Origin of the sequence: Streptacidiphilus carbonis, from assembly GCF_000787775.1 — a bacterium.
Lineage (GTDB): Bacteria > Actinomycetota > Actinomycetes > Streptomycetales > Streptomycetaceae > Streptacidiphilus > Streptacidiphilus carbonis.
In genome coordinates this window covers 36,539-62,349 of the sequence record NZ_BBPM01000027.1, presented here as the reverse complement: position 1 = coordinate 62,349, position 25,811 = coordinate 36,539, and the positions used below count along the sequence as shown (strand labels likewise).

The 25,811-nt window shown below is 70.1% G+C and carries 16 protein-coding genes; 9 read left to right on the top strand and 7 right to left on the bottom strand.

Annotated elements, in window-relative coordinates; genetic code table 11:
* Both TR46_RS21530 and TR46_RS21525 read right to left on the bottom strand, forming a co-directional pair.
* Window positions 1-981 (bottom strand): alpha/beta fold hydrolase (locus tag TR46_RS21530; protein WP_063770645.1); only part of this gene is annotated, 981 nt, incomplete at its 3' end.
* Window positions 982-1,548: 567 nt separating this feature from the next.
* Window positions 1,549-2,448, bottom strand: coding sequence for an alpha/beta fold hydrolase (locus tag TR46_RS21525; protein ID WP_236655424.1), 900 nt, complete (start codon window positions 2,446-2,448; stop codon window positions 1,549-1,551).
* Between the two features lie 737 nt (window positions 2,449-3,185).
* Here TR46_RS21525 and TR46_RS21520 point away from each other — a divergent pair.
* From TR46_RS21520 to fxsT (TR46_RS21490), 7 genes are all read left to right on the top strand, one after another.
* Window positions 3,186-4,670 carry a TIR-like protein FxsC gene (locus TR46_RS21520; protein ID WP_084718805.1) on the top strand — a complete coding sequence of 495 codons (1,485 nt, stop codon included), beginning with the start codon at window positions 3,186-3,188 and terminating at the stop codon, window positions 4,668-4,670.
* The gene (gene fxsT / locus TR46_RS21515) at window positions 4,667-8,593 is read left to right on the top strand and encodes an FxSxx-COOH system tetratricopeptide repeat protein (RefSeq protein ID WP_084718804.1); all 3,927 of its coding nucleotides are present in this window, start codon (window positions 4,667-4,669) and stop codon (window positions 8,591-8,593) included. The genes TR46_RS21520 and fxsT (TR46_RS21515) overlap by 4 nt, the downstream gene beginning before the upstream one ends.
* Window positions 8,594-9,151: 558 nt before the next feature.
* Complete coding sequence (locus TR46_RS21510; protein ID WP_042403755.1) at window positions 9,152-9,343, top strand: hypothetical protein; 192 nt, start codon at window positions 9,152-9,154, stop codon at window positions 9,341-9,343.
* A 32-nt stretch (window positions 9,344-9,375) separates the two neighbouring features.
* Complete coding sequence (locus tag TR46_RS21505; RefSeq protein ID WP_042403753.1) at window positions 9,376-11,814, top strand: FxsB family cyclophane-forming radical SAM/SPASM peptide maturase; 2,439 nt, start codon at window positions 9,376-9,378, stop codon at window positions 11,812-11,814.
* Complete coding sequence (locus TR46_RS21500; RefSeq protein ID WP_236655423.1) at window positions 11,787-12,704, top strand: AAC(3) family N-acetyltransferase; 918 nt, start codon at window positions 11,787-11,789, stop codon at window positions 12,702-12,704. Before TR46_RS21505 ends, TR46_RS21500 begins: the two co-directional genes overlap by 28 nt.
* A 157-nt stretch (window positions 12,705-12,861) precedes the next feature.
* Window positions 12,862-14,178 carry a TIR-like protein FxsC gene (locus TR46_RS21495; protein ID WP_063770643.1) on the top strand — a complete coding sequence of 439 codons (1,317 nt, stop codon included), beginning with the start codon at window positions 12,862-12,864 and terminating at the stop codon, window positions 14,176-14,178.
* A gap of 79 nt (window positions 14,179-14,257) precedes the next feature.
* Window positions 14,258-18,196, top strand: a complete 3,939-nt coding sequence (gene fxsT / locus TR46_RS21490; RefSeq protein ID WP_042403751.1) for an FxSxx-COOH system tetratricopeptide repeat protein — start codon at window positions 14,258-14,260, stop codon at window positions 18,194-18,196.
* 55 nt (window positions 18,197-18,251) lie between these two features.
* On the opposite strand, the gene TR46_RS21485 is transcribed toward fxsT (TR46_RS21490), so the two are convergent.
* From TR46_RS21485 to TR46_RS21470, 4 genes are all read right to left on the bottom strand, one after another.
* Entirely contained in the window at window positions 18,252-19,130 is an 879-nt protein-coding gene (locus TR46_RS21485; protein ID WP_042403749.1) for an alpha/beta fold hydrolase, read from the bottom strand.
* 123 nt (window positions 19,131-19,253) lie between these two features.
* Complete coding sequence (locus TR46_RS21480) at window positions 19,254-20,168, bottom strand: DUF4231 domain-containing protein (RefSeq protein WP_042403747.1); 915 nt, start codon at window positions 20,166-20,168, stop codon at window positions 19,254-19,256.
* A gap of 92 nt (window positions 20,169-20,260) precedes the next feature.
* Window positions 20,261-21,178 (bottom strand): DUF4231 domain-containing protein, encoded by a 918-nt coding sequence (locus TR46_RS21475; protein WP_161790175.1) that lies wholly within the window; start codon window positions 21,176-21,178, stop codon window positions 20,261-20,263.
* 132 nt (window positions 21,179-21,310) lie between these two features.
* On the bottom strand, window positions 21,311-22,099 hold the full coding sequence (locus TR46_RS21470; protein ID WP_042403741.1) for a DeoR/GlpR family DNA-binding transcription regulator: 789 nt from the start codon (window positions 22,097-22,099) through the stop codon (window positions 21,311-21,313).
* Window positions 22,100-22,584: 485 nt separating this feature from the next.
* On the opposite strand from TR46_RS21470, the gene TR46_RS21465 reads away from it, so the two are divergent.
* Complete coding sequence (locus TR46_RS21465) at window positions 22,585-24,015, top strand: PAS domain-containing protein (protein ID WP_042403739.1); 1,431 nt, start codon at window positions 22,585-22,587, stop codon at window positions 24,013-24,015.
* Window positions 24,016-24,055: 40 nt separating this feature from the next.
* Here the strand turns inward: TR46_RS21465 and TR46_RS21460 are convergent, their stop codons facing one another.
* The gene (locus TR46_RS21460) at window positions 24,056-24,805 is read right to left on the bottom strand and encodes a sugar isomerase domain-containing protein (protein WP_042403737.1); all 750 of its coding nucleotides are present in this window, start codon (window positions 24,803-24,805) and stop codon (window positions 24,056-24,058) included.
* 173 nt (window positions 24,806-24,978) lie between these two features.
* On the opposite strand from TR46_RS21460, the gene TR46_RS21455 reads away from it, so the two are divergent.
* Window positions 24,979-25,671: an iron-dependent transcriptional repressor DtxR gene (locus TR46_RS21455; protein ID WP_042403735.1), complete on the top strand. Its 693-nt coding sequence runs from the start codon at window positions 24,979-24,981 to the stop codon at window positions 25,669-25,671.
* Window positions 25,672-25,811 lie beyond the last annotated feature (140 nt).

Sequence of the window (25,811 nt, the reverse complement as noted above, 5' to 3'; positions counted from 1 at the left end):
GGGGGGGTGCGTCGGTACGGCGGGGTGCGTGGGCTCGGCGGAATGGGTCGGCTCGACGGGCAGCGTCGGACCGGCCGGGAGCGTCGGCTCGGCGGGGCGCGGCTGTCTGAGCCAGGGCAGCAGGTCGGGCAGCACCGTCATGGCGTTGAAGTGGGCCTTCCCCGGCTCCAGCCGGAGTTCGGCGCCGGGGATGTGCTGCTTGAGCCAGACGGAGTGCTCCACGGGTGAGAAGACGTCGTCCTCGCCGTGCCAGAGCAGCACCGGGACCTTGATCTCGTCGAGCCGGAAGCCCCAGTCCGCGATGAAGGCCATGGCGTCGTCGATCCAGCCGTTCCCGGTGTCCCTGAGGGCCTCGTGGTAGTTGGTCCGCAGCATGCCGCGGATGCCGGCGTCGGAGATGACCTCCAGGTCGGAGGCGTGCACCTCGTCGCGCAGCTGGGAGAACATCGTGTCCGGATCGGCGCGGATGCTCTCGGAACGGATGTTCAGACCGGTGGCCAGGGCGTCGATGCCCAGTGCCGCGTGGGCGTACACGTCGACGTTCCCCTGGGTCATCCCCTCGGTCCACCGCGGCCCCATGCCGTCGGGCCCGACCTTGGGGGCCACGCTGACCAGGGCCGCGACCCTGGTCACCCGTTGGGGCAGGAGGGCGGCGCAGGCCAGCGCGTGCGGGGCGCCGCCGGAGCGGCCGACCACGGCGAACTCGCGGATGCCCAGCTCGTCTGCGATCGCCTTGACGTCGTCCGCCGCCGAGGCGATGGTCCGCCCGACAACGCGTTCGGTGTCGCCGTAGCCGGGTCGGTCGTAGGCGATCAGACGGATCCCCAACTGGTAGAGCACGCTGGGGCGGGGCACCACGCCGAGGCGGCTGCCGGGGGTGCCGTGGAGCAGGAAGACCGGGGTGCCGTCGCGTTTTCCCCACTCGCTGACGGTGAGCAGCAGCCCGTTCTTCTTCTCGTTCTTGACCAGGTAGGACGTCACGGTACGGCTCCAGGGCTCCGGTCGTACCGGGCGTCCCCGCTGCTGTGTGCCGGGGGGAGCCGCCACTCGCGTTCCTGCCGAATTCCCCGACATCAGCCGCGGACCTCCCGACCGGCATCGTGCGGGATGTGCTTCCGGCGTATGAGCGCGTCCATCCTCGCCGACAGTGTCGACCTTGGCCCCGCAGACACGAATCTGCCCCTCCGACTGTCACACGTACGAGTGATCGGGGGTGCGTCTGTGTCATTCGGAAGTGTCCTGGCGCGGTCTCGCCTCCCCCGGGCCGGATGCCACAGGGGCACCGGTGCGGCCTGGTTCTGATGGTACGTGAGATACGGATGCTGGTGCTGTGTCCGTCGCACAATCGCCCCCCGGCCGTCGTCCGGCCCGTGGCCCAGTATGGGCGAGGCAGGGCCGGGTGGGCAGTAGGCTGCTCGGCCCTTGTCTCGTTGACTTCGGCCATTCTCGCGCCGGGGCCCGGGGAGCCGCGTCCCCCGGGCGGCTGAACTCCCCACGATCGTCCCCGTCGCGGCCACGGCCCGGCTCACCCCGGCGCGGCGGAACGGATTACGGCAGACGGCGTAGCCGGAACGGCGCGGTCCCGGGCTGCCTGGTGGACCTGCGCTGCCCGGTGGTTCCGCGCTGCCTGAGCCAGGGCAGCAGGTCGGGCAGCACCGACATGGCGTCGAGGTGCGCCTTCCCGTACTCCAGCCGCAGGTCGGTGCCGCGGATGTGCCGGGCCAGCCAGGCGGAGTGCTGCGCCGGGGAGAAGACGTCGTCCCGGCCGTGCCAGAGCAGGACCGGCACGGTGATGTCCGACACCGAGAAGCCCCAGTCGCGGCTGAAGGCGATGAGATCGTCGATCCAGCCGTCGCCGGAGCTGAGGAACGCCTCCTGGTAGTTCCTCCGGAGGACCTGGCGGATGCCGGCGTCCGCGATCACCCGCTGGTCGGCGTGCGGCCCCTCGGCCAACTGCCGGATCAGGATGTCGGGATCGGCGCGGATGCTGGAGGAGCGCGCCGTCACCTCCTCGGTGATGCTCTCGGCGCCCTCGGCCGCTCGGGCGAAGGCGTCGATATTTCCCGGGCCCATGCCCTCGGTCCAGCTCGCCCCCATGCTCAGCGGCCCCACCTGCGGAGCAAGGCTGACCATGGCGGCCGCCCTGGTCACCCGCTCGGGCAGCAGGGCCGCGCAGGCCAGCGCGTGCGGACCGCCGCCGGAGCGCCCGACGACGGCGAAGCTGTCCAGCCCCAGCCGGTCCGCGATGGCCTCCACATCCCGCGCCGCGTCGCCCACCGCGCGCCCCTCGCTGCGCCCGGACTGCCCGTACCCGGGCCGGTCGTAACCGATCAGCCGGATGCCGAGCTGATACAGCAGCGTCGGCCTGGGCGCCACACCGACCCGACTGCCGGGCGTCCCGTGCAGCACGAACACGGGAAACCCGTCGCGCTTCCCCCACTCGCTCACCGCGAGCGTGCGGCCGCCGCCGCGTCCGGGATTGATGTGCCTGGTGATCGAGAAATGCCGAGGTCCACAGTACGCAGACATAAGACTCCCCCGGGGAGAGGAAGGGGATTCCGGCCGGCCGGTGTGACGTCAGTCGGCCTCGATGGACAGGCGCCCGTGCGGTGTTGGGGCAACAGGTCGCCGCATGTGTACGTGACACGTGACGTGTGGTGTCAGGCTGATGATACGTCAAACCTGGCCGCCCGGTGTGGCGATGAAGCCTGGTGGCGGAGTCATCGACTGAGTCTCAGCCGCACCCTGGTGGGCATGCGGGCCGAAGCAGGCGCGCCTAAGGTTGCGTGGGGACCGTAGGCCCCTTTTGGGCGACGCGAGTTCGCGCGACGCCAGAGCCGCTGGAGGTATTCAAGATCGCCTTTTTGAGGCAGCCACGTCATGCCGGCTCAAGCAACCAAGGAGTCTGCTCACATGATCCCTCTTCAGGAGATCCCCGCATCGGTCGAGGTTCGGGATAAGCCGAAGGTCTCTCCACAACGTGTGGCTCTGTCCCAGCTTGCAGGGCACACTAGCGGTCGGGGTGGCTCAGTTGTTCGAGTGCTGAGAGCAATCGGGACCCCGCGACTCGAATGCGCGAGCTTCACCTCCTGCATCTGACGTCGGCGCGAGCTACCCCACCCCGATGAGACGTACAACACTGCTTGTCAGTCGCATGGTTGACGGGCGACGACACTCCAGTTCCAATGGCTTCTACCATCGATGGCCGAGGTGTCGGCTGCATGGGACCGGTGGAGCGGGAGGTACGGGTGACCGTTCGCGGGGGAAGCTCCAACGAGCGGCCCTACATATTCCTGAGCTACGCACATGCACATGATCCCCTACCGGTGCCGATGGGTGGCGACGGCAGTCGCCCGAGGCCCCATCCAGACCATCTGGTGCACAAGTTCTTCGCGGATCTCTGCGCGCTGATCACTGAGTTGAACGACATTGCGGTAGCCGTCCCGTCAGGCGTGGGCTTCATGGACAGGCACCTTCGTCCGGGAGTGCAGTGGACAGCGGAACTCTCCCAGGCGCTCGCATACTGCAGGGTCTTCGTCCCCCTGTACTCGCCCCGGTATTTCCGCAGCGTCAACTGCGGGCAGGAGTGGCAAGCGTTCAGCCGCCGCCAGGTGTTCTCCAGCCGGCCGGACGGGCGTCGGACCAGTGCCGTCGTACCGGTGCTGTGGGTTCCGCAGGACTCAGGCAGTCTGCCCAAGTGTGCGACCGGACTCCAGTACAAGCATGTGGAGTTCGGCCCGGCCTATGCCCAGGAGGGGATGTACTCGCTGGCACGGTTCGGCTATCTGCAGGACGCCTACGACTATGCGCTGAACCGGATCGCCCGGGAGATCGTCGCAGTGGCTGCCGAGACCAAGGTTGTCGTCGATCACCACCATGGTGCGTACTCCGCACTGCCAAGTGCCTTTGAAACCACCGATGCCAGCCCTCGACTGCGAATTTCCGTGCTGGCCGGCGACCGTCGGAGCGCGCCGCCGGAACGGTCCAGCAGTTGCTACGGAGAGACTCCGTCGGAGTGGCAGCCCTATGATCCCGGTCCTGACGACGGTTTGTCGCTGGCGGAGCATGCGGCCAGGATCGCCGGGGAACTGGACTTCCAGGCCAGCATCCACGTCTTCGATGATGAGGCCGACACGGTTCTGAGCGGATCAGGCCCGGTCGCTCCCGAACTGATGCTCTTCGACCGTTGGTCGCTGCTGAATCCGATAAAACGCGACCTGGCCCGCAAGTTCGATCGAGTAAACCCCGGCTGGGTGAGCATGCTGCGGCCGTGGTGCAGGAACGATCCGCAGCGCGAGCAGGGCGAGCAGTTGCTCCGGGACCTGGAGGCGGAGACCTTTGCGTCACGCCGACGGGGTGCGAGCAAGCCGTCCTTCGACGACGTCCAACTGCAACTGCCCACCATCGAAACCTTCTCCGAGATGGTCCCCAGGGCAGCCATCCGTGCCTGGCACGCCTACCAGTCGCAGCGTCGCCCGACATCCCCCACAGTTCCGCTCGGCGTGCTCGCGCAGGATCGGGCGGCGTCGTCGAAGCCCAACCTGAGCGCGGTCCGATCGAAGCAGTGGGCCGCTCCCGCACCTTCTGTGGCAGTGCCGGTCCCGCCGATCCCCGATCCGTCCCACGCAGGCTCTCCCCCAGCTGACTCCCGGGTGGAGGGGACGACATGAGCGAGCATCCCGGTACCGCTGACCGGGACGGACGCATCGTCACCTTCTACTCGTACAAAGGTGGTACAGGCCGAACCATGGCGGTCGCCAATGTCGCCTGGATCCTCGCCTCCAACGGCTATCGGGTCCTTGCGGTCGACTGGGACCTGGAAGCGCCGGGGCTGGATCTGTTCTTCCAGCCCTTCCTCGAACAGAACGAGCTGGCGCTGTCCACCGGTGTCATCGATCTGATCACCGACTACCGGAAGGAAGCTCTGCGGGGCGGGGAGCGCACACCCGCCTGGACCGCCCACCTGTCCAGAGTTCGACCGCGTGCGGTGCCGATCTCCTGGGATCGATTCGCCGACGGGGGGAGTCTGGACTTCCTCTCCGCCGGACGGACCAGCAGCAACTACTCCGCAACGCTGGGCGGGATCGACTGGGTGTCGTTCTACGAGGACCTGGGCGGAGGCGACTTCTTCCAGGCGCTGCGAGCCGATATGCGGCGGTCCTACGACTACGTGCTGATCGACAGCAGAACCGGACTCTCTGACAGCGCCGAGATCTGCACGGTGGACATGCCTGACGATCTGGTGGTCTGTTTCACCCTCACCAACCAGAGCATCGAAGGCGCCTCCCGAGTCGCCAATCTGATAGCTGATCAGTACAGCGACCGCCAGATCCGGATACTTCCGGTGCCGATGCGAGTCGACAAGGGCGAGCGAGAGAAGGTCAGCGCAGGGAAGAACTACGCCCGGGCCAAGTTCGGGAGCTTGCCCCGCGGGCGCAGCGCAGAGTCGCTGACCCGATACTGGAACTCGATCGAGATCCCCTACCAGCCCTACTACGCTTTCGAGGAAATACTGGCCGCCTTCGGCGACGAGCCCGGTCTGCCCGCCACCCTGCTCGCGGCCTTCGAACGGTTGACTGCCGAACTCACCGAGGGGCGGGTCACAGCTCTTGCACCGCTCGGCAGTGACGTTCGCCTCGACTACGCCGAGGCTTTTCACCGCTGGCTTCCTGATCCGCTGTCACCCGCCGGCGGTATCCTTGTCTCGCACGCCGCCGAGGACACTGCCTGGGCCGAGTGGATCGCGTATGTGCTGCGCAAGGCCGGACATCAGGTGTGGACCGCCGATGTCTCGACGGAACCTGACCCGTGGCAGGGTGGTGAGCCGTCCGGATCGCGGGTTTTCCGGACCGTCGCGGTCCTCTCCGCCTCCTATGTGCGTTCACCTGGGGCGCGTGCCCTGTGGGATTCGGTGACCAGACGCGACCCGCAGGGGAAAGGCCGTCGCCTTATCCCGATCGCCATTGCTGAACTGACTTCACCGGCGCCGTTCAACAACCGTACCGAGGCCAACATCTCCCGGGTCGGCGAGGCGGAGGCAATCGAGGTGGTACTGGAGGCAGTGGGCGGGGCTGCGGGCCAGGAGGAGGCTCCCGACGGCGCCGACCCACGCTTTCCCGGTACTCAGCCGGAGATCTGGAACCTGGCGAACCGGAACCGCATCTTCACCGGGCGTGCGGACTTGCTCCAACGACTGCGCGCGGGGTTCGACCGCGGGGCGGTCCTGGCACTGCAGCCGCAGGTGCTCTTCGGTCTCAGCGGAGTTGGCAAGACCCAGGTCGCGCTGGAGTACGCATATCGATTCATGTCCTACTACGACCTGGTCTGGTGGATCGATGCCGAACACCCTGACCGCGTTGCCGCCTCGCTGGGCGAGCTGGCCGCTCGGCTCGGCCTGTCCGCGGGTGAGAGCGTCGCCGATGCGGCAAGGGCCGCCTGTTACGCCCTGAACGCCGGCCGGCCGGTCGACCGATGGCTGCTGATCTTCGACAATGCCGACGACCCGGAGGTCGCACGCTATTTCCCGGCCCGCACCGGACACATTCTGGTCACTTCGCGGAGCGAGTTCTGGTTCTACAAGGGGAAGCCGCAAGAAGTGGACGTGTTCATCCGCGAGGAGAGCATCGAGCATCTTCGCCGCCAGGTGAGCAGTCTCAGCTGGGAGGATGCGAATCGGCTCGCCGAGGCCGTCGGGGATCTGCCCCTCGCCGTCGGTACCGCCGCAGATTGGCTCGGCACTACCGGAACGCCGGTGGATACCTATGTGGCCCAACTCACGACTACCGCGCAGGACGACCCCACAGTTCCGGTGAACCCTGACCGCCCGAGGGCGCTCGGCGGTGGCTGGGACATCTTGCTCAGGCGACTCAAGGAACAGTCTCCGAGTGTGGGGCGGCTGCTGGAGATCGCGGCGTACTTCGCGCCCCACGAGATCCCCGGGGAACTGCTGCAAAGCGATCGAATGGTCGAGGCTCTGGAGCTCTCCGGACCCGTACTGCGAGGGCAGGCGCTGGTCAGGGCCGCGATCGAATCGATCGGACGCTACAGACTCGCCGAGGTGGGCCCGGACAGCAGTATCCGACTACGCCGGACGGTGCGGGCGCTGCTCCGCTCCAGCCTCTCCCCGGAGGATCGGACGGCGACCAAGCATGTGGTACACGACATTCTCGTGGCGGCACGGCCCCCGGTGGACGATGTCGGCGACCCGGAGTTCTGGCCCGCATTCGAGAGGATCTGGCCCCATCTGGCTTCCTCCGGCGCGGTCGACTGCGACGCGGACGGTACCCGAAAGCTCTTGCTTGACCGCGTCCGGTACCTGTGGATGCGCGGGGAACTGGAGGCCGGCGAAAGTCTGGCCCGGGAGTTGCAGATGACATGGCTGCGCAAGTACGCATCGGAGGATCGCCTAGCGCTCTACCTGCGCAGCCAGTTGGCCAACGTCCTGCGCAGCGAGGGCCGCATCCAGGAGTGCTGGCGGCTCGACCGGGACACACTGGCGAAACAGCAGGAACTCCTTGGTCCGAACGATCTGGATTCCCTCATCAGTACCCGGGCTCTGGCAGCGGATCTGCGTGCCCTGGGGCGCTTCGGGGAGGCCCTCGAACTCGACCGAGCATTGGTCGGCACGATGAGCGGTCTCCAGGACGAAGCACAGACACTGTTCACGCTCAACAATCTGGCCATCGACTACCGCTGCATCGGGGACTACCAGAGAGCCAGAGACCTTGACCAGGAGACGCTGGAGCGGAAGATCGCCTGCCTGGGGCCCGGACACCCGTTCACGCTCACCGGCAAGGCAGCCCTCGCCGAGGATCTGCGTGCGCTCGGCGACTATCAGGGCTCGCTGACTCAGCTTGAGGAGTTCCGGGAGCAGTACGGCTCGGTACCCGTGATGGATCTGCCGTCGCTGCGATACGCCGCGAGCCTGGCGGTGACGCTACGTCAACTCGGCCGTCCGGAGGAGGCCAGGAACATCAGCGCCGCCACCTATGAACGCTTGCGGAGGATCTATGGGGAGCACGCCCCGGACACTCTGTCCTGCGCGCTGAACCTGGCCGCCGACTACTCGGCCGCAGGCGAGAGCGAGCGCGCCAGGGACTTCGCGGTCGAGGTCCGCGACGGTTATCGCGAGCGGGTAGGAGCCGACCATCCGTTCGTGTTTGTCTGCGAGGTGAACATCACCATCTACCAGCGCGACAGCGGGCAGGTGGGAGAGGCGATCCAGTTGGGCGAGCGTGCTGCGGCGTCCCTGGAGCAGAGACTCGGGTCGGACCACCCCTTCACCCTGTCAGCGAGGCTCAATCTGGCCAACTCGTACGGCGTGGCCGGTGATGCACTGAGTGCGGCCGAGCTGGGTCGGGCCGTGCTGAGCGGACTCTCTGCCCGCTATGGCGCAAAACACCCTGACGCCGTGATCTGCGCGGCCAATGTGTCTGTGGCACTCCGGGAGTCGGGTCAGGAGTCTCAGGCGGAGGAACTGCATTCCCAGGCAGTGGAGGAACTGGTGGCACAGCTGGGTCCCGAGCACCCGCTGACCCTGGCCTGCGGACGCTGGCAAAGAGTCGGGCGCCCGCTGGAGATTCCGCCGCTCTGATCCGGGGCGGCGGCTGGCCGGCTCAGCGCCGCGGGGGAGGACCGAAAGCCTGTGTCGACGGGGTCGAGGCCCCAGCGCGTGCTGAGGCCGAGGTGTAGTCGCTCCAGCCGCCGGCCCCGTCGTGAAGGAAGGGGCGATCGGCGGGGCCGTCGAAGTGACGTGGTTGTGGCTGAGAGGGGAGGTGGGGGCTGCTTTTCCGGCCAAGTGTGAGGGACCTGTGTTCGAGGCGCGGAAAGGGTGATCACCCACTCGGGTGAATCAGTCGGTGGCTCTGATCTGCGGGTTCGTGGTGCCGCCTGGGTTGTTTCTCCAGGCGGGGGTCTTCCGGGGCGCTCCAGGGGCGGAAAAGTACCGCTGCGACTGTGTCCGAAACCCCCCGGCGACCGCTGCGGCGGCACTAGGATGGTCCCGTTTCACTACCCAGGTTCGCCCAGCGCGCGCAGAAACTCCGGACTATCCGGAGCGACATGTGAATACGGACAGGCTCTGGCTGCATTAACATCGCGCATGAAGGCTGCCTAGTCTTCCGTATTCCCCACTACCCGCGATTGGGCCCCCATGAACACGTCCGCAGGAACGATCAAGAAGTCGGCTGTCGACCGTGGTGTCGAAGCCGGGCGACGCCCTCTGGCCCGACTGGCCGATGACGCCATGCGTGAGGGCCAGTCGGCCGGCACCATGCTCGGCCGAGTGCTGAAGGAGACCGGCCGAAAGAGCATCGAGGTCGCAGCTTTCGGTTCCAGCGTCTGATCACAGCGGGCTCCCCATCGGTCCTCACGCACATGGACGCAGTCTTGGTGCCTTTTCGTCAGTTCGTTGTGAAGTTGCACAGTCGTTGTGATCTTGCTTGCGACCATTGCTACATTTACGAACACGCTGACACCCAATGGAAGGGGCGGCCAAAAGCCGCCTCGGGTGATGTGCTGCCCCGAACCGCGAAGCGAATCGCCGAGCACGCCAGGGCGCACAGCCTGGATACCGTTCATGTCGTGCTGCACGGTGGGGAGCCACTGCTTGCGGGGGTGCATCTGATTCGGCTCGCGGCGGAGGAGCTGCGACGCGAATTAGCCGGTGTCTGTGCGCTTGACCTGCGCATTCACACCAATGGAGTATTGCTGGACCGGCGATTTCTCGATCTGTTCGCCGAATACGACATCAAGGTCGGAATCAGCCTCGACGGGGACAAGGCCGCGAACGACCTGCACCGTCGCTATGCCGACGGACGCAGCAGCTACGCCAAGGTGCTCAGGGCGATCGACCTGCTGCGGCAGCCCGAGTACCGCAGGCTCTTCGCCGGACTGCTGTGCACGATCGATGTGCGCAACGACCCGGTCGCCGTCTATGACGCGTTGCTGGCGCTGGAGCCGCCGCGGCTGGACTTCCTACTGCCGCACTCCACTTGGGACGAGCCGCCGCTGCGCCCCGACGGGCCGGAGAGCACTCCGTACGCGGACTGGCTCGGCGCCGTGTACCGGCGTTGGGAGGCCCAGGGCCGCCCGGTGCCGGTGCGGACCTTCGACTCGGTACTGCGGACCCTGCACGGGCTCAGCAGCCTCACCGAGAACCTGGGGCTGGAACCCGCGGACCTGGTGGTCGTCGAGACGGACGGGACCTTGGAGCAGGCCGACTCGCTGAAGACGGCCTACGACGGGGCGCCGGCGACCGGTTTCAACGTCTTCGACCACGACTTCGACACCGCGGCGCGACACCCGGGCATGATCGACCGTCAGCACGGCCTAAAGGGGCTGTGTGAGGAGTGCCGCACCTGCCCGGTGGTGCAGTCCTGTGGTGGCGGCCTGTACGCGCACCGCTATGAGACCGGCAGCGGCGGCAGCGGCTTCGACAACCCCTCGGTCTTCTGCCGGGACCTGTTGACCTTCATCAGTGATGTGGCGGAGCACGAACGCATGACCACCGACTTCCAGGCGGAGCCAGAACTGCTGTCCGAGGACCAGCTCGACCAGTTGGCGTCCGGCTACGGCGACGCCGGCACGGTCACGGTGCTGGCCGCCGAGCAGTTGGAGATCGGCCGCGAGCTGCTGGCGACGGTGTGGGACCGGGCCGCCGACCGCTACGACGCCAAGCCGGTCTGGGACCTGCTGACCACGCTGGACACCGAGGCCCCGGAAACCCTCGACGCCACGCTGGCCCATCCCTACACCAGGGCCTGGGCGATGCGCTGCCTGGACGGCGACCAGGGCGCCGACCTCGGCGGGATGGCCGAGATCGCCGCCGTCGCGGCCCTGCGCGCCGGTGCGGACGAGACGGTCCGGGTGCCGGTCCGGCAGGGCGGCGTGCTGCGCCTGCCCGGGCTGGGGCGGCTGCTGCTGGACGGCCAGGGCACGGCGACGGTCAGCGGCACTGCGGACGGGTTCACCGCCACCCTGGACGGAGCGGTCACCCGGGTCAGTTGGGAGCGGGGCGACCGGCGCTGGCAGCCCGTACGCCGGATCGCCGCCGGTGCCGACTGGACCGTGGCCCTGGAGGACACCGACCCGCAGCGTGACAGCCACCAGTGGCCGGTCGCCGAGCGGCTCGGCGACGCCGAGCTGGCGGCCTGGGAGACCGGGCTCACCGGGGCCTGGCGCTTCGTCAACCGGGCTCTGCCGCGCTACGCCGGGGGTGTGGCGGCCGGCCTGTCCACCATCACACCGCTGCAGTCGGCCCCGCCCGGCCAGGACGTCAGCGCGGCCGCGCGCAATGCGTTCGGCACGGTGGGCATCGCCCGCCCGGCCGCCGCGGACACGCTGGCGCTGCTGATCGTCCACGAGTTCCAGCATGTGAAGCTGGGCGCGGTGCTGGATCTGCACGATCTGTTCGATCCGGCCGACTCCCGGCTCTACTTCGCCCCCTGGCGGGCGGACCCGAGGCCGCTGGAAGGGCTGCTCCAGGGCACCTACGCGCATCTAGCCGTCAGCGAGTACTGGCGGGCCCGGCTGCGCGAGCTCCGTGCCGAGCCGGGACAGGGCCAACGGATCCAGGCCCAACTCAACCAGGTGGAGATGGAGTTCGTGCGCTGGCGACAGCATACGGCGGATGCGGTGGAGACTCTGGCCGAATCCGGTTCGCTCACCCCGCTGGGTGAGCGCTTCACTGCCGGAATGCGCGCGACCGTGGCACCCTGGCTGGACGAACCGGTCGGTACCGGAGCCGTGGTCGCGGCCCGGCGCTCTATGGAGGAGACCAAGGCGCAGTGGCTGGCGAACCAGGCGCAGGGCTGAGCGGAGCGGGGCTGAGCAGGGCCGGCCTGAGCGGAGCGGACCTGAGCGGGCCCGGGCCGGGTGGAGCCGGGCGGGCCGGGGCCGGTCCGAGGGAGAAGCACACCGAGGCGGATCTGCTGGCGGACCTGCGTGCGCTGGGGGTCCGGCCCGGCGGGGTGCTGCTGGTGCAGTCCTCGCTGCGCAGCGTCGGCCCGGTCGTCGGCGGGGCCGACACCGTGGTGCGGGCACTGCGGCGGGCGCTGGGCAGTACCGGCACCCTGGTGGTCTACACGGCCACCCCGGAGAACTCGCTCTCCTCCCCGCTGCACCGGACGGCCACGGCCGGGCTCGGGCCGGCGGAACTGGCCGACTACCGGGACCGGATGCCGGCCTTCGACCGGCTGCGGACCCCCAGCTCGCCCACGATGGGCCGGATCGCCGAGACGGTCAGGACCACCCCGGGTGCGCTGCGCAGCAGCCATCCGCAGACCTCCTTCGCCGCACTCGGCCCCGACGCCGCCTGGATCACCGGGCCGCATCCGCTGGAGAGCCACCTCGGCGACGGCTCGCCGCTGGACCGGCTCTACCAGGCCGACGCCCAGTCGCTCCTGGTGGGCATCCCCGACTGGCTCTGCACGCCCTACCATCTGGCGGACAGCCGGGTGCCCGCGCCGCCGATGCGGGGCTACGACTGCGTGGTGCTGGACGACGCCGGTGAGCGTGCCTGGATCCATTTCGACGGGGTGGATCTGAGTGACCACCACTTTCCGCGGCTGGGCGCTTCGGTCCGGCGGACGGTGCCCTTCGCCGAGGGACTGTTCGGCCACGCCGGTTCCTGGCTGCTGCCGATCGTCCCGGCCGTGGATGCCGCCCTGGCCTGCCTGACTGCGGGCCCGACGCCGTATTCCTGACCGAGGCATGCATGAGGCACAATCAATTCGCCTATGCTGTCGTATGATTGACGATCACCGAAAGTAGGGTGTTGATGTCGCAGGATGACTGACTCCCCTGCCGAACGCGAGGGCCCCGGGACGGGGCTCTGTCCAGCAGCCGGTACGGGGGTGCCCATTGAGTGTTCGCGGCGGGTGGGGCGAGGATGCGCCCCGTCCCTTCTTCTTTCTCAGCTATGCGCACACCCCGGTCAGCAGCCAGGTGGACGGGGATCCCAACCACTGGGTGCACCGCCTCTTCAAGGACCTGTGCGCGGCCGTCATGGAACTGACGGACCTCCCGGAGGGCGAGCCGCCCGGCTTCATGGACCGGGGCATGCACCTCGGCGAGGGGTGGTCCGAACGCATCGGTGAGGCGCTGGCGCACTGCCGGGTCTTTGTCCCGCTGTACTCGCCGCGCTACTTCCACAGCGTCGCCTGCGGCCAGGAGTGGCAGGCATTCTCCTCGCGCCCGGTCTACCGGATACCGGGGACCCCGGGCTCGGCCACCGGCATCGTCCCGGTGCTGTGGGTGCCCGGCCAGCAGAGCCTGCTGCCGCAGGTGGCGAGCAGACTGCAGTTCAACCACAGCGAGTTCGGCCAGGACTATGTGCGCGAGGGCCTGTACGCGCTGCTGAAGCTCAACTACTTCCGCGACGCCTACCAGCTGGCGGTGCACCGGCTGGCCCAGCGCATCGTGCAGATGGCCGAGCAGACGATGATCCCGGTGGGCCCGGAGGAGGACTTCCTGGCCAGGCCCAGCGCCTTCGAGAAGCCCACCCCCGCCCGCCAGCTCCGGATAGCTGTGCTCGCCTGCGACGCCACCCGGCTGCCCGAGGGGCGCTCGCCGGCGGCGTACGGGCAGAGCCCGCTGGACTGGCAGCCCTACCGTCCGGAGTCCAGCCGTCCGCTGGCGCAGCACGCGGACCGGGTGGCCCGGCAGTTGGGGTTCCATCCCAGCATCCACGAGTTCGAGGAGGAGGCGGACGCGGTGCTCAACGCGGAGAAGCCGTCCGCCCCCGGGCTGCTGCTGCTGGACCGGTTCGCGCTGCTGGACCCGGCCCGCCGGGAGCTGGTCAAGGCCTTCGACCAGTGCAACCCGGCCTGGATCAGCCTGATGGAGCCGTGGAACCCGGACGACCCGGAGTGCCAGGCGGTGGACGAGAGCCTGCAGAGCGCCGCCGAGGAGGCCCTCTGGCACCGGCGCCGGGACATCAGGCCCAGCCTGCGCGGCGGGTTCGACGGGCTGCCGACGCTGGACTCCTTCGAAGCCGAGCTGCCCAAGGCCACCCAGCGGGCGATCTTCGGCTTCACCGAACGCAGCAGACCCGTGCCGCCGTCGGGCGGCTACGCCGGCGGCTCGGGCCGCCCGACCCTGCGCGGGGGGCCCGATCCGGGGCTCCCGCCGGATCAGGTGGAACTGGAGCCGGACCCCGACGAGGGCGACGACGACTGACCCGGGCCGACGACCGGCCCCAGGCTTCTGCACCGACGCAACGCGCTTCTGACAGCAGATACTTCGGCGGAGGGAACCCATGACCAGCGAGTACCAGGTGGAGGATCGGAACGGCCGCATCATCACCTTCTACTCCTACAAGGGCGGGACCGGGCGCACCATGGCCCTAGCCAACACCGCCTGGATCCTGGCTGCCAACGGGCATCGGGTGCTGACCGTGGACTGGGACCTGGAGGCGCCGGGCCTGGCGCACTTCTTCCGCCCCTTCCTGGATCAGGACGATCTCGCTGCCACCACGGGAGTGATCGACCTGATCATGGACTACCGGGACGAGGCGCTCCGGGAGCAGCCCCACGAGGAGGGCTGGCACCGGGAGTTCGCCAAGGTCCGGCGGCACGCCCTGTCCTTGAACTGGTCCATGTTCCAGGAGGGCGGCCGGCTCGACCTGCTGTCGGCCGGCCAGGTGCGCAGCGACTACGCGGCGACCGTCGCCGCCATCAACTGGGACCATTTCTATGCCGAGTTGAACGGCAGTCAGTTCTTTGACGCGATGCGTTCCGACATGCGCGCCCACTACGACTACGTCCTGATCGACAGCCGGACCGGGCTCTCCGACATAGCGGATATATGTACCGTGGAGATGCCCGACGACCTGGTTGTCTGCTTCACCCTCAGCGACCAGAGCATCGAGGGCGCCTCCGCCATCGCCCGCACCGTCAACGAGCGCTACCGCACCAAGGGCATCCGGATCCTGCCGGTGCCGATGCGGGTGGACGACTTCGAGAAGGTCAAGGCGGACGCCGGCCGCGCGCTGGCCCGGCAGCGCTTCGGCGGCCTGCCCGAGGACATGAACGAGGCCCAGCTGGCCCAGTACTGGGGTGCGGTGGAGATCCCCTACCGGCCCTTCTACGCCTATGAGGAGATCCTGGCCGGTTTCGGCGACCAGCCGGGCTCGCCGACCTCGATGCTCTCCGCCTGCGAGCGGCTGACCGCCGCGCTGACCCGGGACCGGGTGGTGGGCCTGCCGGCGATGCCGGAGGACGTCCGGCTGCGCTACGCCGACTCCTTCACCCGGCGCCGCCCGGCGATAAGGGAGGACATCTTCCTCTCCTACGCGCCCGAGGACCGGATGTGGGCGGACTGGATCGAGGCGCTGCTGACCCGGGCCGGGCTGCGGGTGCTGCCCAGGGAGGTCGGCGCCGACCCCAGGGCCGAGGCCGAGCGGGGCATGGACGCGGCGGCCCGCACCCTGGTGGTGCTGTCCCCGGCGTATGTGCGCTCGCCGCAGGCCCATGCGGTGTGGAACTCGGTGACCGACGCCGACCCGGCCGGGGTCCGCCGCGAGCTGATCCCGGTCCGGGTCGGCGACGTCCGGCTCACCGCGCCGTTCAACAACCGCAACCAGGTGGACGTGCTGCGCCTGGACGAGGCCCAGGCCGCCTCGGTGCTGCTGCGCGCGCTGCGGCGCGGCGAGCAGGACGTGCACAAGCTGCTGGGCGCCGAGGGACCCCGGTTCCCCGGCACCCGTCCGGCGATCTGGAACGTCAAGCCGCGCAACCCGGCCTTCACCGGCCGGTCGGCGATCCTGGAGAGCCTGCGGGACCAGCTGCGCGGCGGCAACCCGGCCGTGGTGCTGCCCACCCCGACCACGCTGTACGGCCTCGGCGGCGTCGGCAAGACCCAGGTGGCGCTGGAGTACGCGCACCGCTTCATGGCCGACTACGACCTGGTCTGGTGGGTCGACGCGGAGCAGTCCGACCAGGTGATGCTGTCGCTGGCGGAGCTGGCCGGAAAGCTGGACCTGCGTCCCGGCGACAACGTCGCCGAGGCGGCCGAGGCGGCCAGGGAGGCGCTGCGGCAGGGCACCAGGGTCGACCGCTGGCTGCTGATCTTCGACAACGCCGACCGCCCCTCGGAGATCGCCAGATTTCTGCCGGGCGGCCCCGGCCACGTCCTGATCACCTCCCGCAACCAGGCCTGGACCGGCCAGGCCGAACCGCTGCCGGTGGACGTCTTCACCCGCCAGGAGAGCGTGGAGCACCTGCGCCGGCGCAACACCGGGCTGTCCCGGTCCGACGCCGACCGGGTCGCCGACGCAGTCGGCGACCTGCCGCTGGCCGTGGAGATCGCCGCGGCCTGGCTGGAGACCACCGGAACGCCGGTCAGCTCCTACATCGCCGAGCTCCAGGACGAGGCGGTCAAGGCGCTGACCACCACCCAGCAGGAGATCCCGGACTACCCCCGGCGGTTCAGCGCGACCTGGAACGTCTCGATAGCCAGGCTGCGCGAACGGTCCCCGGCCGCCAACCGGCTGCTGCAGCTGTGCGCGTACTTCTCGGCCGACCCGATCGCGATCGGCCTGATCTACAACGACCAGATGCTGCGCTCGCTGGTGTCCCTCGACCCGGAGCTGCAGGAGAGCGTGATGCTCGGCAAGGTGGTCCAGGCGATCACCCGGTACGGGCTGGCCAAGGTCGACTCCAACAGCCGGACCTTCCAGGTGCACCGGATGGTGCAGGCGGTGATCCGCTCCGAGATGTCGCGCGACCAGCAGGAGGCGGCCAAGCACGAGGTGCACCAGATCCTGGCCGGCGCCCGCCCCGGCGCCCTGGACGTCGACGACTGGGCGAGCTGGCCGGACTTCGAAAGGATCTGGCCGCACCTGGGCCCCTCGGAGGCCCAGGACTGCGACGAGTCCGAGGTCCGCCAGCTGCTCATCGACCGGGTCCGCTACCTGTGGAAGCGCGGCGAACTGGAGGCCGCCCAGGAGCTCGGCCACCGCCTGGAGGACGCCTGGACCGCCAAGCTGGGCCCGAACGACCGGCAGACCCTGCTGCTGCGGTTCCAGCTGGCCAACGTGGTCCGCTCGCAGGGCCGGTTCGAGGAGGCCCTGGAGCTGGACCAGAGCACCCTGGAGCGGCAGCGCACCCTGCTCGGCCCGGACCACCTGCACTCGCTGATGACGGCCGGAAGCCTGGCCGGCGACCTGCGCGCGCTGGGCCGCTTCAAGGCGGCCATGGAACTGGACCTGGAGACCTACAGCAAGCTGAGGGACACCTACGGCGAACTGAGCAACCGCACCCTGCTGACGGCCAACAACCTCGCCCTGGACTACCGCTTCACCGGCGACTACGAGGCCGCCCGCCAGCTCGACCAGGAGACCTTCGACAAGCGCGACGCGGTGCTGGGCTCGATCCACCAGGACACCCTGGCCAGCAAGGCGGCGCTGGCCGAGGACCTGCGGGCCCTCGGCGACTACGAGGGCTCGGTGCAGCTGCTGGAGGAGTTCCAGGAGGCCTACCGCGAGGTCCCGGTCACCGACCTGCCCAAGCTGCGCTACGCCAAGAGCTATGCGGTGGCGCTGCGCAGGGTCGGCCGCCAGGGCGAGGCCAGGCAGCTCACCAAGGACACCTACGACCGCTATCTGGAGCGCTACGGCGCCGACGCCCCGGACACCCTGGCCTGCGCGCTCAACCTGGCCGCCGACTACTCGGCGGCCGGGGACAAGGAGGCGGCCAGGGACTTCGCCGCCGAGGTGCTCCAGGGCTACCGGCAGTCGCTGGGCAACGACCACCCCTACACCCTGGCCTGCGCCAACAACGTGGGCATATACCTGCGGGACAGCGGGCAGCTCACCGAGGCGACGGCGCTGTGCGAGACCACCCTGGCCTCGATGCAGCGGGTGCTCGGCCCTGAGCACCCGTTCACCCTTTCGGTGATGGTGAACCTCGCCAACTGCTACGGCGACAGCGGGAACCTGGACCGTGCCGAGGACCTGGGCCGTACGGCGCTGCGCGGCCTGGTCGAGCGCTACGGCCCGCAGCACCCCGACGTGGTGGTGTGCGAGGGCAACCTGGCCGTCACGCTGCGGGACTCCGGGCGGCGCACCGAGGCCGTGGAGCTGCGCAGCAGGGTGGTCGACGAGTTGATCCGCCAGGTGGGCGAGGAGCACCCGGCGACCCGCAATGTCAGGGGCTGGAAGCGCAACGGCCGGGACCTGGAGCTGCAGCCGGTGTAGTCGGCCGGGCAGCCGGCGCAGGGGCGGACGGGGGTGGCGAAGGAGTGGCGGGACGTCAGAGATGGTGTCCCGCACCCCATTTCAGCACCGACGGCAGGATCCTCAGCACGCCGAAGTGGGCGGTGGCGGGTTCGACCCGCAGCTCCGAGTCGGGGATCCGGTCGGCCAGCCAGCGGGAGTGCTCGACCGGGGTGAAGACGTCGTCCTCGCCGTGCCAGAGCAGGACCGGGCCGGGGATGTCGGCGGGGTCGAAGCCCCAGTGCTGGTTCAGCGCGACCACGTCGTCGATCCAGCCGCCGGCGTCGTGGCTGCGCATGGCCTCGGCGAAGTTGGTGCGCAGCATGGAGCGCACACCCCGGTCCGCGACCACCCGCCGGTCGGACTCGGGCATCTCGCTGTTCAGCTCGGCGATCAGGATGGACGGGTCCGCCCTGATGTCGCGGGAGCGGGCGCGCAGTGCGGAGGCCAGCCGGGTGCCGCCGCTCTGCGCGCTGGCGTAGGCCTGCCGGTTGCTGGAGGCCATGCCGGCGTACCAGTCCAGGCCGGGGGCGCCGCGGGGGGCCAGGCTGATCAGCGCGGCGGTCCTGGTCACCCGCTCGGGGAGCAGCGCGGCGCAGGCCATCGCGTGCGGGGCGCCGCCGGACCGGCCCACCACGGCGAACGTCTTGATCCCCAACTCATTGGCCACGGCGGCTACATCGGTGGCCGCGTCGGCGACCCGGCGGCCGGCGAGGCGGTCCGAGTCGCCGTAGCCGGGGCGGTCGAAGGTGATCAGGCGGATGCCGAGCCAGGACAGCACCGGGCTGCGCGGCGCCTGGCCCAGCCTGCTGCCGGGGGTTCCGTGCAGCAGGAAGACCGGCTTGCCGCGGGGGTCGCCCGCGGTCTCGACGGCAAGCCGCCGGCCGTTGGACAGTTCGACTGCTAGCGACGCCAACTTCTCTCCCTCGTTCGGGTCACGGCCCGGGGCGGACGGGGTGGGGGTGGTACGGGGTCGGACTGGGTCGGGTGGGGTGGGGTTGGGTGGGTGGTGTCCGGGGTCGGCCCTGCGCCGCGGCCTTCAGACCCGGTGCTGGCTGCGGGCGCGCCAGACGATGTGCTCGCGGGAGATGGCGTCCTCGGCCTCCCTGGCCAGATGGGACCACTCCGTCTCGGCGCCCGGCGCCTCGGGCCGCAGATGGCTCAGGCCGGCCGCGATGCGGTCCAACTCCTTGGCTGCCAGCCGGTAGGAGGCGGCCAGCGGGCGGTACTGCCGGAGCTGGATCCAGGCGGTCGCGGCGGCGGCGCAGGCCGGGATGACGCCGAGGGCGTGCAGCGAGGTGAAGGTGGTCGCCTCCAGGGCCGCGATCAGCAGTCCGGCACTGAACACCACCGCCAGGCCCACGCCCCACAGCTGCACCTTCTGGTCGCACTCGTTGGCCCGCGAGTCGTACCAGACCTTCTGGGCCCTGAGCCGCTCGTTCACATAGAGGTTGCGGCGCTCCCGGAGGGTGCCGGCGCGGGCCGCCTGCATCTCCGCGTTCACCTGGGTCCCGGCCCCGGGGGCGGGACCGTCCTGGGCGGAGTAGGGGAGCCGGCCGACCAGGTCGTTGAACCGCTTGTCCGCCTCAGCGTCCCGGCCCTCGCCCTCGAAGGGCTGGGCCCGTACCACGTACTTCCAGGTCAGCGCCTTGACCGACTCGGCGGTCGAACGGCCCTCGTACCACTGCTCCTGGGGCGCCCTGCGGTGCAGCAGCCAGGCGGTGGCCCCGGCGGCGGCGAGCAGCAGCAGCGAGGCCACCGGCGCGATATTGACCCCGCCGACCCGGTGGGCCGGCAGGGTGCCGAACAGTGCGGCCAGGATGGTCAGCCCCAACTGCCAGCGGTACCAGTACAGGGCGAAGTCCTGGCCGCGGAGCGAGGCCAGGTCGGCGGCCCAGAACGGGTCCGGAAGCAGTTCCGCCTCACGATTGCGCGGTGGGTCCTGATTCGGCATCCATGTCCCCCTAGGCTCTACCTCAGTCTGCCCAGTGGACCCGCTGTCGTACAGAACGCGAACGGTTGCATCGGACCCGTCGGGCGCGTGTCTCAGACCCGTCGGTCGCGCCTGGCCCGCCAGATGGTGTGCTCCCGGGAGACCGCGTCCTCGGCGTCGCTTGAGAGCCGGGCCCAGACCGCCTCGGCATGCTGGGCGGTGAGGTCGAGACGGCTCAACTGGGCTTCGATGAGGTCGAGTTCGCTGGCGGCCAGTCGGTAGGCGGCGGCCAGCGGACGGAACTGCTTGAGCTGGATCCAGGCGGTGACCGCGGCGGCGATGGTGGTGCACACCCCGAGCAGGTGCAGGTCGATGATGCCGAGGAACTGGGTCAGCGCGACCACCACGGCCAGGATGATGGTCCCGGTGGAGACCAACTGCCAGGCGGTGGTGGCGTTCTCGCAGCGTTCGGCCCGGGACAGGTACCAGACGCGCTGGGCCCTGATCCGCTCCTGCAGGTAGAGGTCGCGGCGCACGGTCAGCGGGGTCTGCCGGAGCCGGTGCATCTCGTCGGTGATCATCGGCTTGGCGCCGGGCGGGATCACCGGGCTCTTCTGGAACGCGGCGAAGACCTCGCTCATCTGCTCCAGGTAGGCGTTGTCGGCGTCCACGGACTCGCCCTCGCCGGCGAACGGCCAGGCCCGCACCACGTACTTCCAGACCAGCGTCTTCACCGACTCGGCGGCGGCGCGGCCCTCGTACCAGAGCGACTGCGGCTTCTCCCGGCCGAGCCGCCACCAGAAGTAGCCGGCCCCGGCGAAGAAGGCGGCGGAGACGGCCTGGAACCAGTTCAGCTGGTTGTGCCGGACGTCGGCGATGCCGGCCAGCGCGGCCAGCACCAGCATCAGTATCTGGCCGCGGTACCAGCGGATGGAGCGCTCCTGGCCCTGCAGTGAGGCCTGGTCGGCCGTCCAGAAGGGCTCGGGGAGCAGCTGGCGCTCCCGGTGGCCAGGTGGATCCTTGTGGACCATCGACATCCCCCTTGTCTCGACCGTCCTCGCCAGTGTGACGGTGCCCAGGGGCGGGGCACAGCACACGTATACGCCGAAGTTTCCGGCCGTCGGACGTGAGTTGACCGGTGATCAGGACCGGTACCGGTCCGGTCAGGCCCGGACCACCTCGACGCCTGCCGCGCGGAACGGCTCGATCTGCTCGTCGGTCGCGCCGGAGTCGGTGACCAGGACGTCCACCGCGTCGATGCCGCAGATCCGGGCGAAGGCGCGGCGCCCCACCTTGCTGCTGTCGGCGACCACGACCACTCGCCGGGCCCGCTCCACCAGCAGCTTGTTGATGCCGGCCTCGGCCTCGTTCTGGGCGCTGGCGCCGTCCTCGGCGTCGATGCCGTTGACGCCCAGCACGGTCAGGTCAAGCGTCAGCTCGGCCAGCACCGGGGTCGCCAGCGGTCCGACCAGCTCGTAGGAGCGGGCCCGGGCGACGCCGCCGGTGAGGACCACCTTCACCTCCGGGCGGATGGTCAGCTCGTGCGCGATGTTCAGCGCGTTGGTCACCAGGGTCACCGCCTCGGTGTCGGCCGGCAGGGCCAGCGGCGCCAGCCGCAGCGCGATGGCCCGGACGGTCTCGGTGGTGGTGGTGCCGCCGTTGACGCCCACCATGGAGCCCGGCTCCACCAGCGCGGCCGCGGCGGCCGCGATCCGCAGCTTCTCCTCGGCGTGGCTGGCCGCCTTGTAGCGCAGCGGCAGCTCGTAGGTGATCCCGCTGACCTTGGCCCCGCCCCGGGTGCGGACCAGCAGCTGCTGCTGGTCCAGCTCGTCGAAGTCGCGCCGGATGGTCGCGGCGGAGACGTCGAGCTGCTCTGCGGCCTCTTCCACCGAGAGCCGCTCGGCCCGGCCGAGGAGCTCCAGCAGGGCGGTGCGTCGGGCGTGCTTGTCCATGTCCGCCATTGAAGCCCATGTACGGGCTGAAGCCCGTGTACGGGCACGGGACGGCCCCTGGGCTTGCTCCTGCCCTCCCGAAGGAGGCTCCCTGAGGGAGGAGCAGGCGCCGGAGGACGGCCGGCGGGCCCAGGGGCCGGGTGACTGCTCTGGATTGCCCCGCCGCCCTTACGCGCACAGCGGGTAAGGGCTGCTAGGAAGCAGCCACCTCACGAGTCCCGGAAGTACTCATACTTTCGGATCACCTCCTTTCAGTGTGCCGACACTGTAGGCAGGCTTCCGCGGCGGCGGCAACGGTATTTATCGGCGCCGGTTCACCGCCGCCGTGCGACCTCCCTCGCGCGCGCGCGAATAGCGCGAATCCTCCCGGTCGGGGGACATTTGGCGGAAACCTGTGTAGACCGCGGGACAGGCGAGTTGAATGGTTTCGCCCACGGATCGCCCAGGGGATCAATCGAAGCCCGGTGGGGGAGGTGCCTCTCATCATGAACGTTCCCGCCCGAGGCCAGGCGGCCCCGTCGCTGGACGCCGATGCCAGGCTGCTGTCGGCCCTGCTGAACGGCATGGAGGTCGGCCTCGCCGCGATGGACCGTGACGGCGTGCTGACGCACTGGAACCGCGAGGCGGTCCGGCTGCTCGGCTGGACCGCGGCGGAGGCCGTCGGCCGGGTCGGCCTGGAGGGATGGGCGCTGCGCCCCGGGGACGCCGACGCGGTGCGCGGCCAGCTGCTCGGCGCGGCCGCCGGCACCCCGCGGGTGCACGAGTTCGCCCTGCTCACCAGCGACGGCCGACGGGTCCTGGTCCGGGCCCAGGCGCACCAGGTCACCGCCCCCGACGGCCGGCAGCTCGGCCTCTACTTCGCCTTCTCCGAGGCCGGCGCCCAGGTCGAGCTGGAGCGCTCGCTCGCCCTCGCCGAGGCGTTGATGGACGAGGCGCCGACCGGGGTGGTCCTGGTCGACGCCGATCTGCGCCCGGCCGCGGTGGGCGAGTCCGCCGCCCGCTGGCTGGACTGCGACCGCAACGCGCTGCTGGGCCACCCGCTGGGGGAGGTGCTGGGCGACGGCGTCCAGGAGCTGGAGGCGGCCCTGCAGCACGTGCTGGCCACCGGCAAGCCGCTGAGCGGCGTCAAACTGTGGGCCGCGCTGCGCACCGACCCGTCCCGGCGCCGCTGCTGGCGCAGCGAGTTCGTCCGGCTGGGCTCCCCGCTCGGGGAGGAGCCGGTCCCGCTCGGGGTGGCCTGGTTCTTCGAGGACATCACCCTGCACGAGCAGTCCGAACAGGAGGGTACGGTGCTGCGGTTCCGGGCCACCCAGCTGCGCCGGGCCGGGCAGGCGGCCGCCGAGTGCGAGGACCCGATGGAGGGGGCCGTCGGCTACCTGGACTTCGTGCTGGCCGGCTTCGCCGACTACGCGCTGCTGGACGTGCTCGCCCCGGCGGACGCCGGTGCCGACCCCGGCGACCCCGGCGACGTCGGGCGGTCCGGCCCGGCCGACGTCACCCCCGGGGGCGACCTGGTGCGGGCCGCGGTCTCCCCGGTCGGCGCCCCGGTCCAGGCCGCCGCGCTGGAGCCGACCGGCATCCCGGCCCGGTACGGCGAGGTGCACCCGGCGGTCCGGGCGCTGGAGCGGGCCGGGACCGTGATCGTGTCCGACTCGGGCGCGCCCACCGTGCCCACCACTCCGGCCCAGGGCCCCGGGCCGGTGCTCGACTGGGCGCTGCTGCGGCGCTGGCCCGCGGGGACCGTGCACGGGCTGTGCACGGCGCTGCGCAGCCGGGGCCGAACCGTCGGTGTGCTCACCTTTCTGCGCGGCTCGGGCCGGCAGCGCTTCGACCGGGCCGACACCGCCTACGCCGAGGACATCGCGGCCCGGGTCGCCGCGGCGGTGGACCTGGCGGCGGTCGGTCAGAAGGTGTAACCGGTCAGAAGGTGTAGCCGGTCGGAAGGTGCAGGTCGGATCAGAAGGTGTAGAAGATCCGGTCCCGGTGCTCCGCCATCAGCTTGGCGTTCCAGTCCATCCCGCCGTCGACGTTGCCGGAGCGGAACAGCGGCGGGGTCAGTCCCTGGGCTGCCAGCCTGCCCACCGCGACCGCCACCACGGCCTGCATCAGCGCGATGGTGGTGATGCTGGAGACCGGTCCGAAGGTGGTGTCGGCGCCCTCGGCGGTGAGCTCGCCGTCACCCACCGCGATCTTGTTGTCCAGCACCAGGTCGCACTCGTCCTTGAGGTAGCGGCCCGAGGGGTGCCGTGAGGAGACCGCCTGCGGGTAGGCCAGCGATGTGACTCCGATCACAGTGAGGCCGCGCTCGCGGGCGTGCGCGGCCAGCTCCACCGGCATCACCTGGCGCCCGGAGAGCGAGATCACGAACAGCAGGTCGCCCTGGCGCGCCGGGCCGGCGTCCAGGGTGGCCGTGGCCAGTCCGGCCACCCGCTCCAGCGAACTGCCCAGATGCGCGGGGACCACGTTCACCCCGGTGACCCCGGGCACGTCCAGCAGGTTCATCAGCACCAGGCCGCCGGCCCGGTAGACCACGTCCTGGGCGGCCAGCGAGGAGTGGCCGGCGCCGAAGGTGAAGATCCGGCCGCCGTCCCGCACCGTGTCGGCCAGCACCTGCCCCGCCCGCTCGATCCCCGCGGCCTCCTCGTCCCGTACCCGCTGCAGCAGGGAGACGGCGGCGTCGAAGTACTGCCCGGCCAGATCGCTCATCGGGTCTGTGCTCGCTTTCGCTGGGATTCGACGGGAGGCACCCGCTGGCACGTTGACGCCTCCGTCGGCGCCCTGTCAACAGAGCCCGAACGGATGCACAGCGGGATTGTCGGCGCGATGAGTCAGAATTGGTCTGCGACGACGCTGGACGACGAGGAACGGAGCCCGCGGCGATGAGCGGTCACCTGATCGACACGACTGAGATGTACCTGCGCACCATCTTCGAACTCGAGGAGGAGGGCGTCGTCCCCATGCGCGCCCGGATCGCGGAGCGGCTGGAGCAGAGCGGCCCCACCGTGAGCCAGACGGTGGCGAGGATGGAGCGCGACGGGCTGCTGGAGGTCGCGGACGACCGCCATCTGGAGCTGACCGAGGGCGGCCGGCAGCTGGCGACGCGGGTGATGCGCAAGCACCGCATCGCCGAATGCCTGCTGGTGGACGTCATCGGACTGGAGTGGGAGCAGGTCCATGCGGAGGCCTGCCGCTGGGAGCATGTGATGAGCGAGGCGGTGGAGCGCCGGGTGCTGGAACTGCTGCGGCACCCCACCCAGTCGCCGTACGGGAACCCGATCCCGGGCCTGGAGGAGCTGGGCGAGGTCCCGGCCGACGAGTCGGCCGCGGAGACACTGGTCACCCTGGACCTGCTGGCGCCCGGCGCGGAGGGCAAGAGCGTGGTGATCCGGCGGATCGGCGAGCCGATCCAGACCGACGCGCAGTTGATGTACACGCTGCGCCGGGCCGGGGTGCAGCCCGGGGCGGTGGTGAGTGTCACCGACGCGCCCGGCGGGGTGCTGGTCAGCAGTGGCGGCGAGGCCGCCGAGCTGGACAAGGAGATCGCCGCCCATGTGTTCGTCGTGCGTGCCTGAGCCCGGATCCGGGAGCAGGTAGTCCGCTGGTCGGTCAGGACGGAAGGACCCGGCTCTTTCCCCGAGCGCCGGGTCCTTCCGTTCCCCCCGTCATCCCCCGCCGTTCCCCCCGCCCGGCTTCCCCTCCGGGCCTCCCCCTC

Coding starts and splice junctions, on each gene's coding strand:
- TR46_RS21520 (WP_084718805.1), top strand. CDS start 3,186: ATGGCTTCTACCATCGATGGCCGAGGTGTCGGCTGCATGGGACCGGTG.
- TR46_RS21470 (WP_042403741.1), bottom strand. CDS start 22,099: ATGGACAAGCACGCCCGACGCACCGCCCTGCTGGAGCTCCTCGGCCGG.
- TR46_RS21475 (WP_161790175.1), bottom strand. CDS start 21,178: ATGGTCCACAAGGATCCACCTGGCCACCGGGAGCGCCAGCTGCTCCCC.
- TR46_RS21510 (WP_042403755.1), top strand. CDS start 9,152: ATGAACACGTCCGCAGGAACGATCAAGAAGTCGGCTGTCGACCGTGGT.
- fxsT (WP_042403751.1), top strand. CDS start 14,258: ATGACCAGCGAGTACCAGGTGGAGGATCGGAACGGCCGCATCATCACC.
- TR46_RS21505 (WP_042403753.1), top strand. CDS start 9,376: ATGGACGCAGTCTTGGTGCCTTTTCGTCAGTTCGTTGTGAAGTTGCAC.
- TR46_RS21465 (WP_042403739.1), top strand. CDS start 22,585: ATGAACGTTCCCGCCCGAGGCCAGGCGGCCCCGTCGCTGGACGCCGAT.
- TR46_RS21460 (WP_042403737.1), bottom strand. CDS start 24,805: ATGAGCGATCTGGCCGGGCAGTACTTCGACGCCGCCGTCTCCCTGCTG.
- TR46_RS21455 (WP_042403735.1), top strand. CDS start 24,979: ATGAGCGGTCACCTGATCGACACGACTGAGATGTACCTGCGCACCATC.
- fxsT (WP_084718804.1), top strand. CDS start 4,667: ATGAGCGAGCATCCCGGTACCGCTGACCGGGACGGACGCATCGTCACC.
- TR46_RS21480 (WP_042403747.1), bottom strand. CDS start 20,168: ATGCCGAATCAGGACCCACCGCGCAATCGTGAGGCGGAACTGCTTCCG.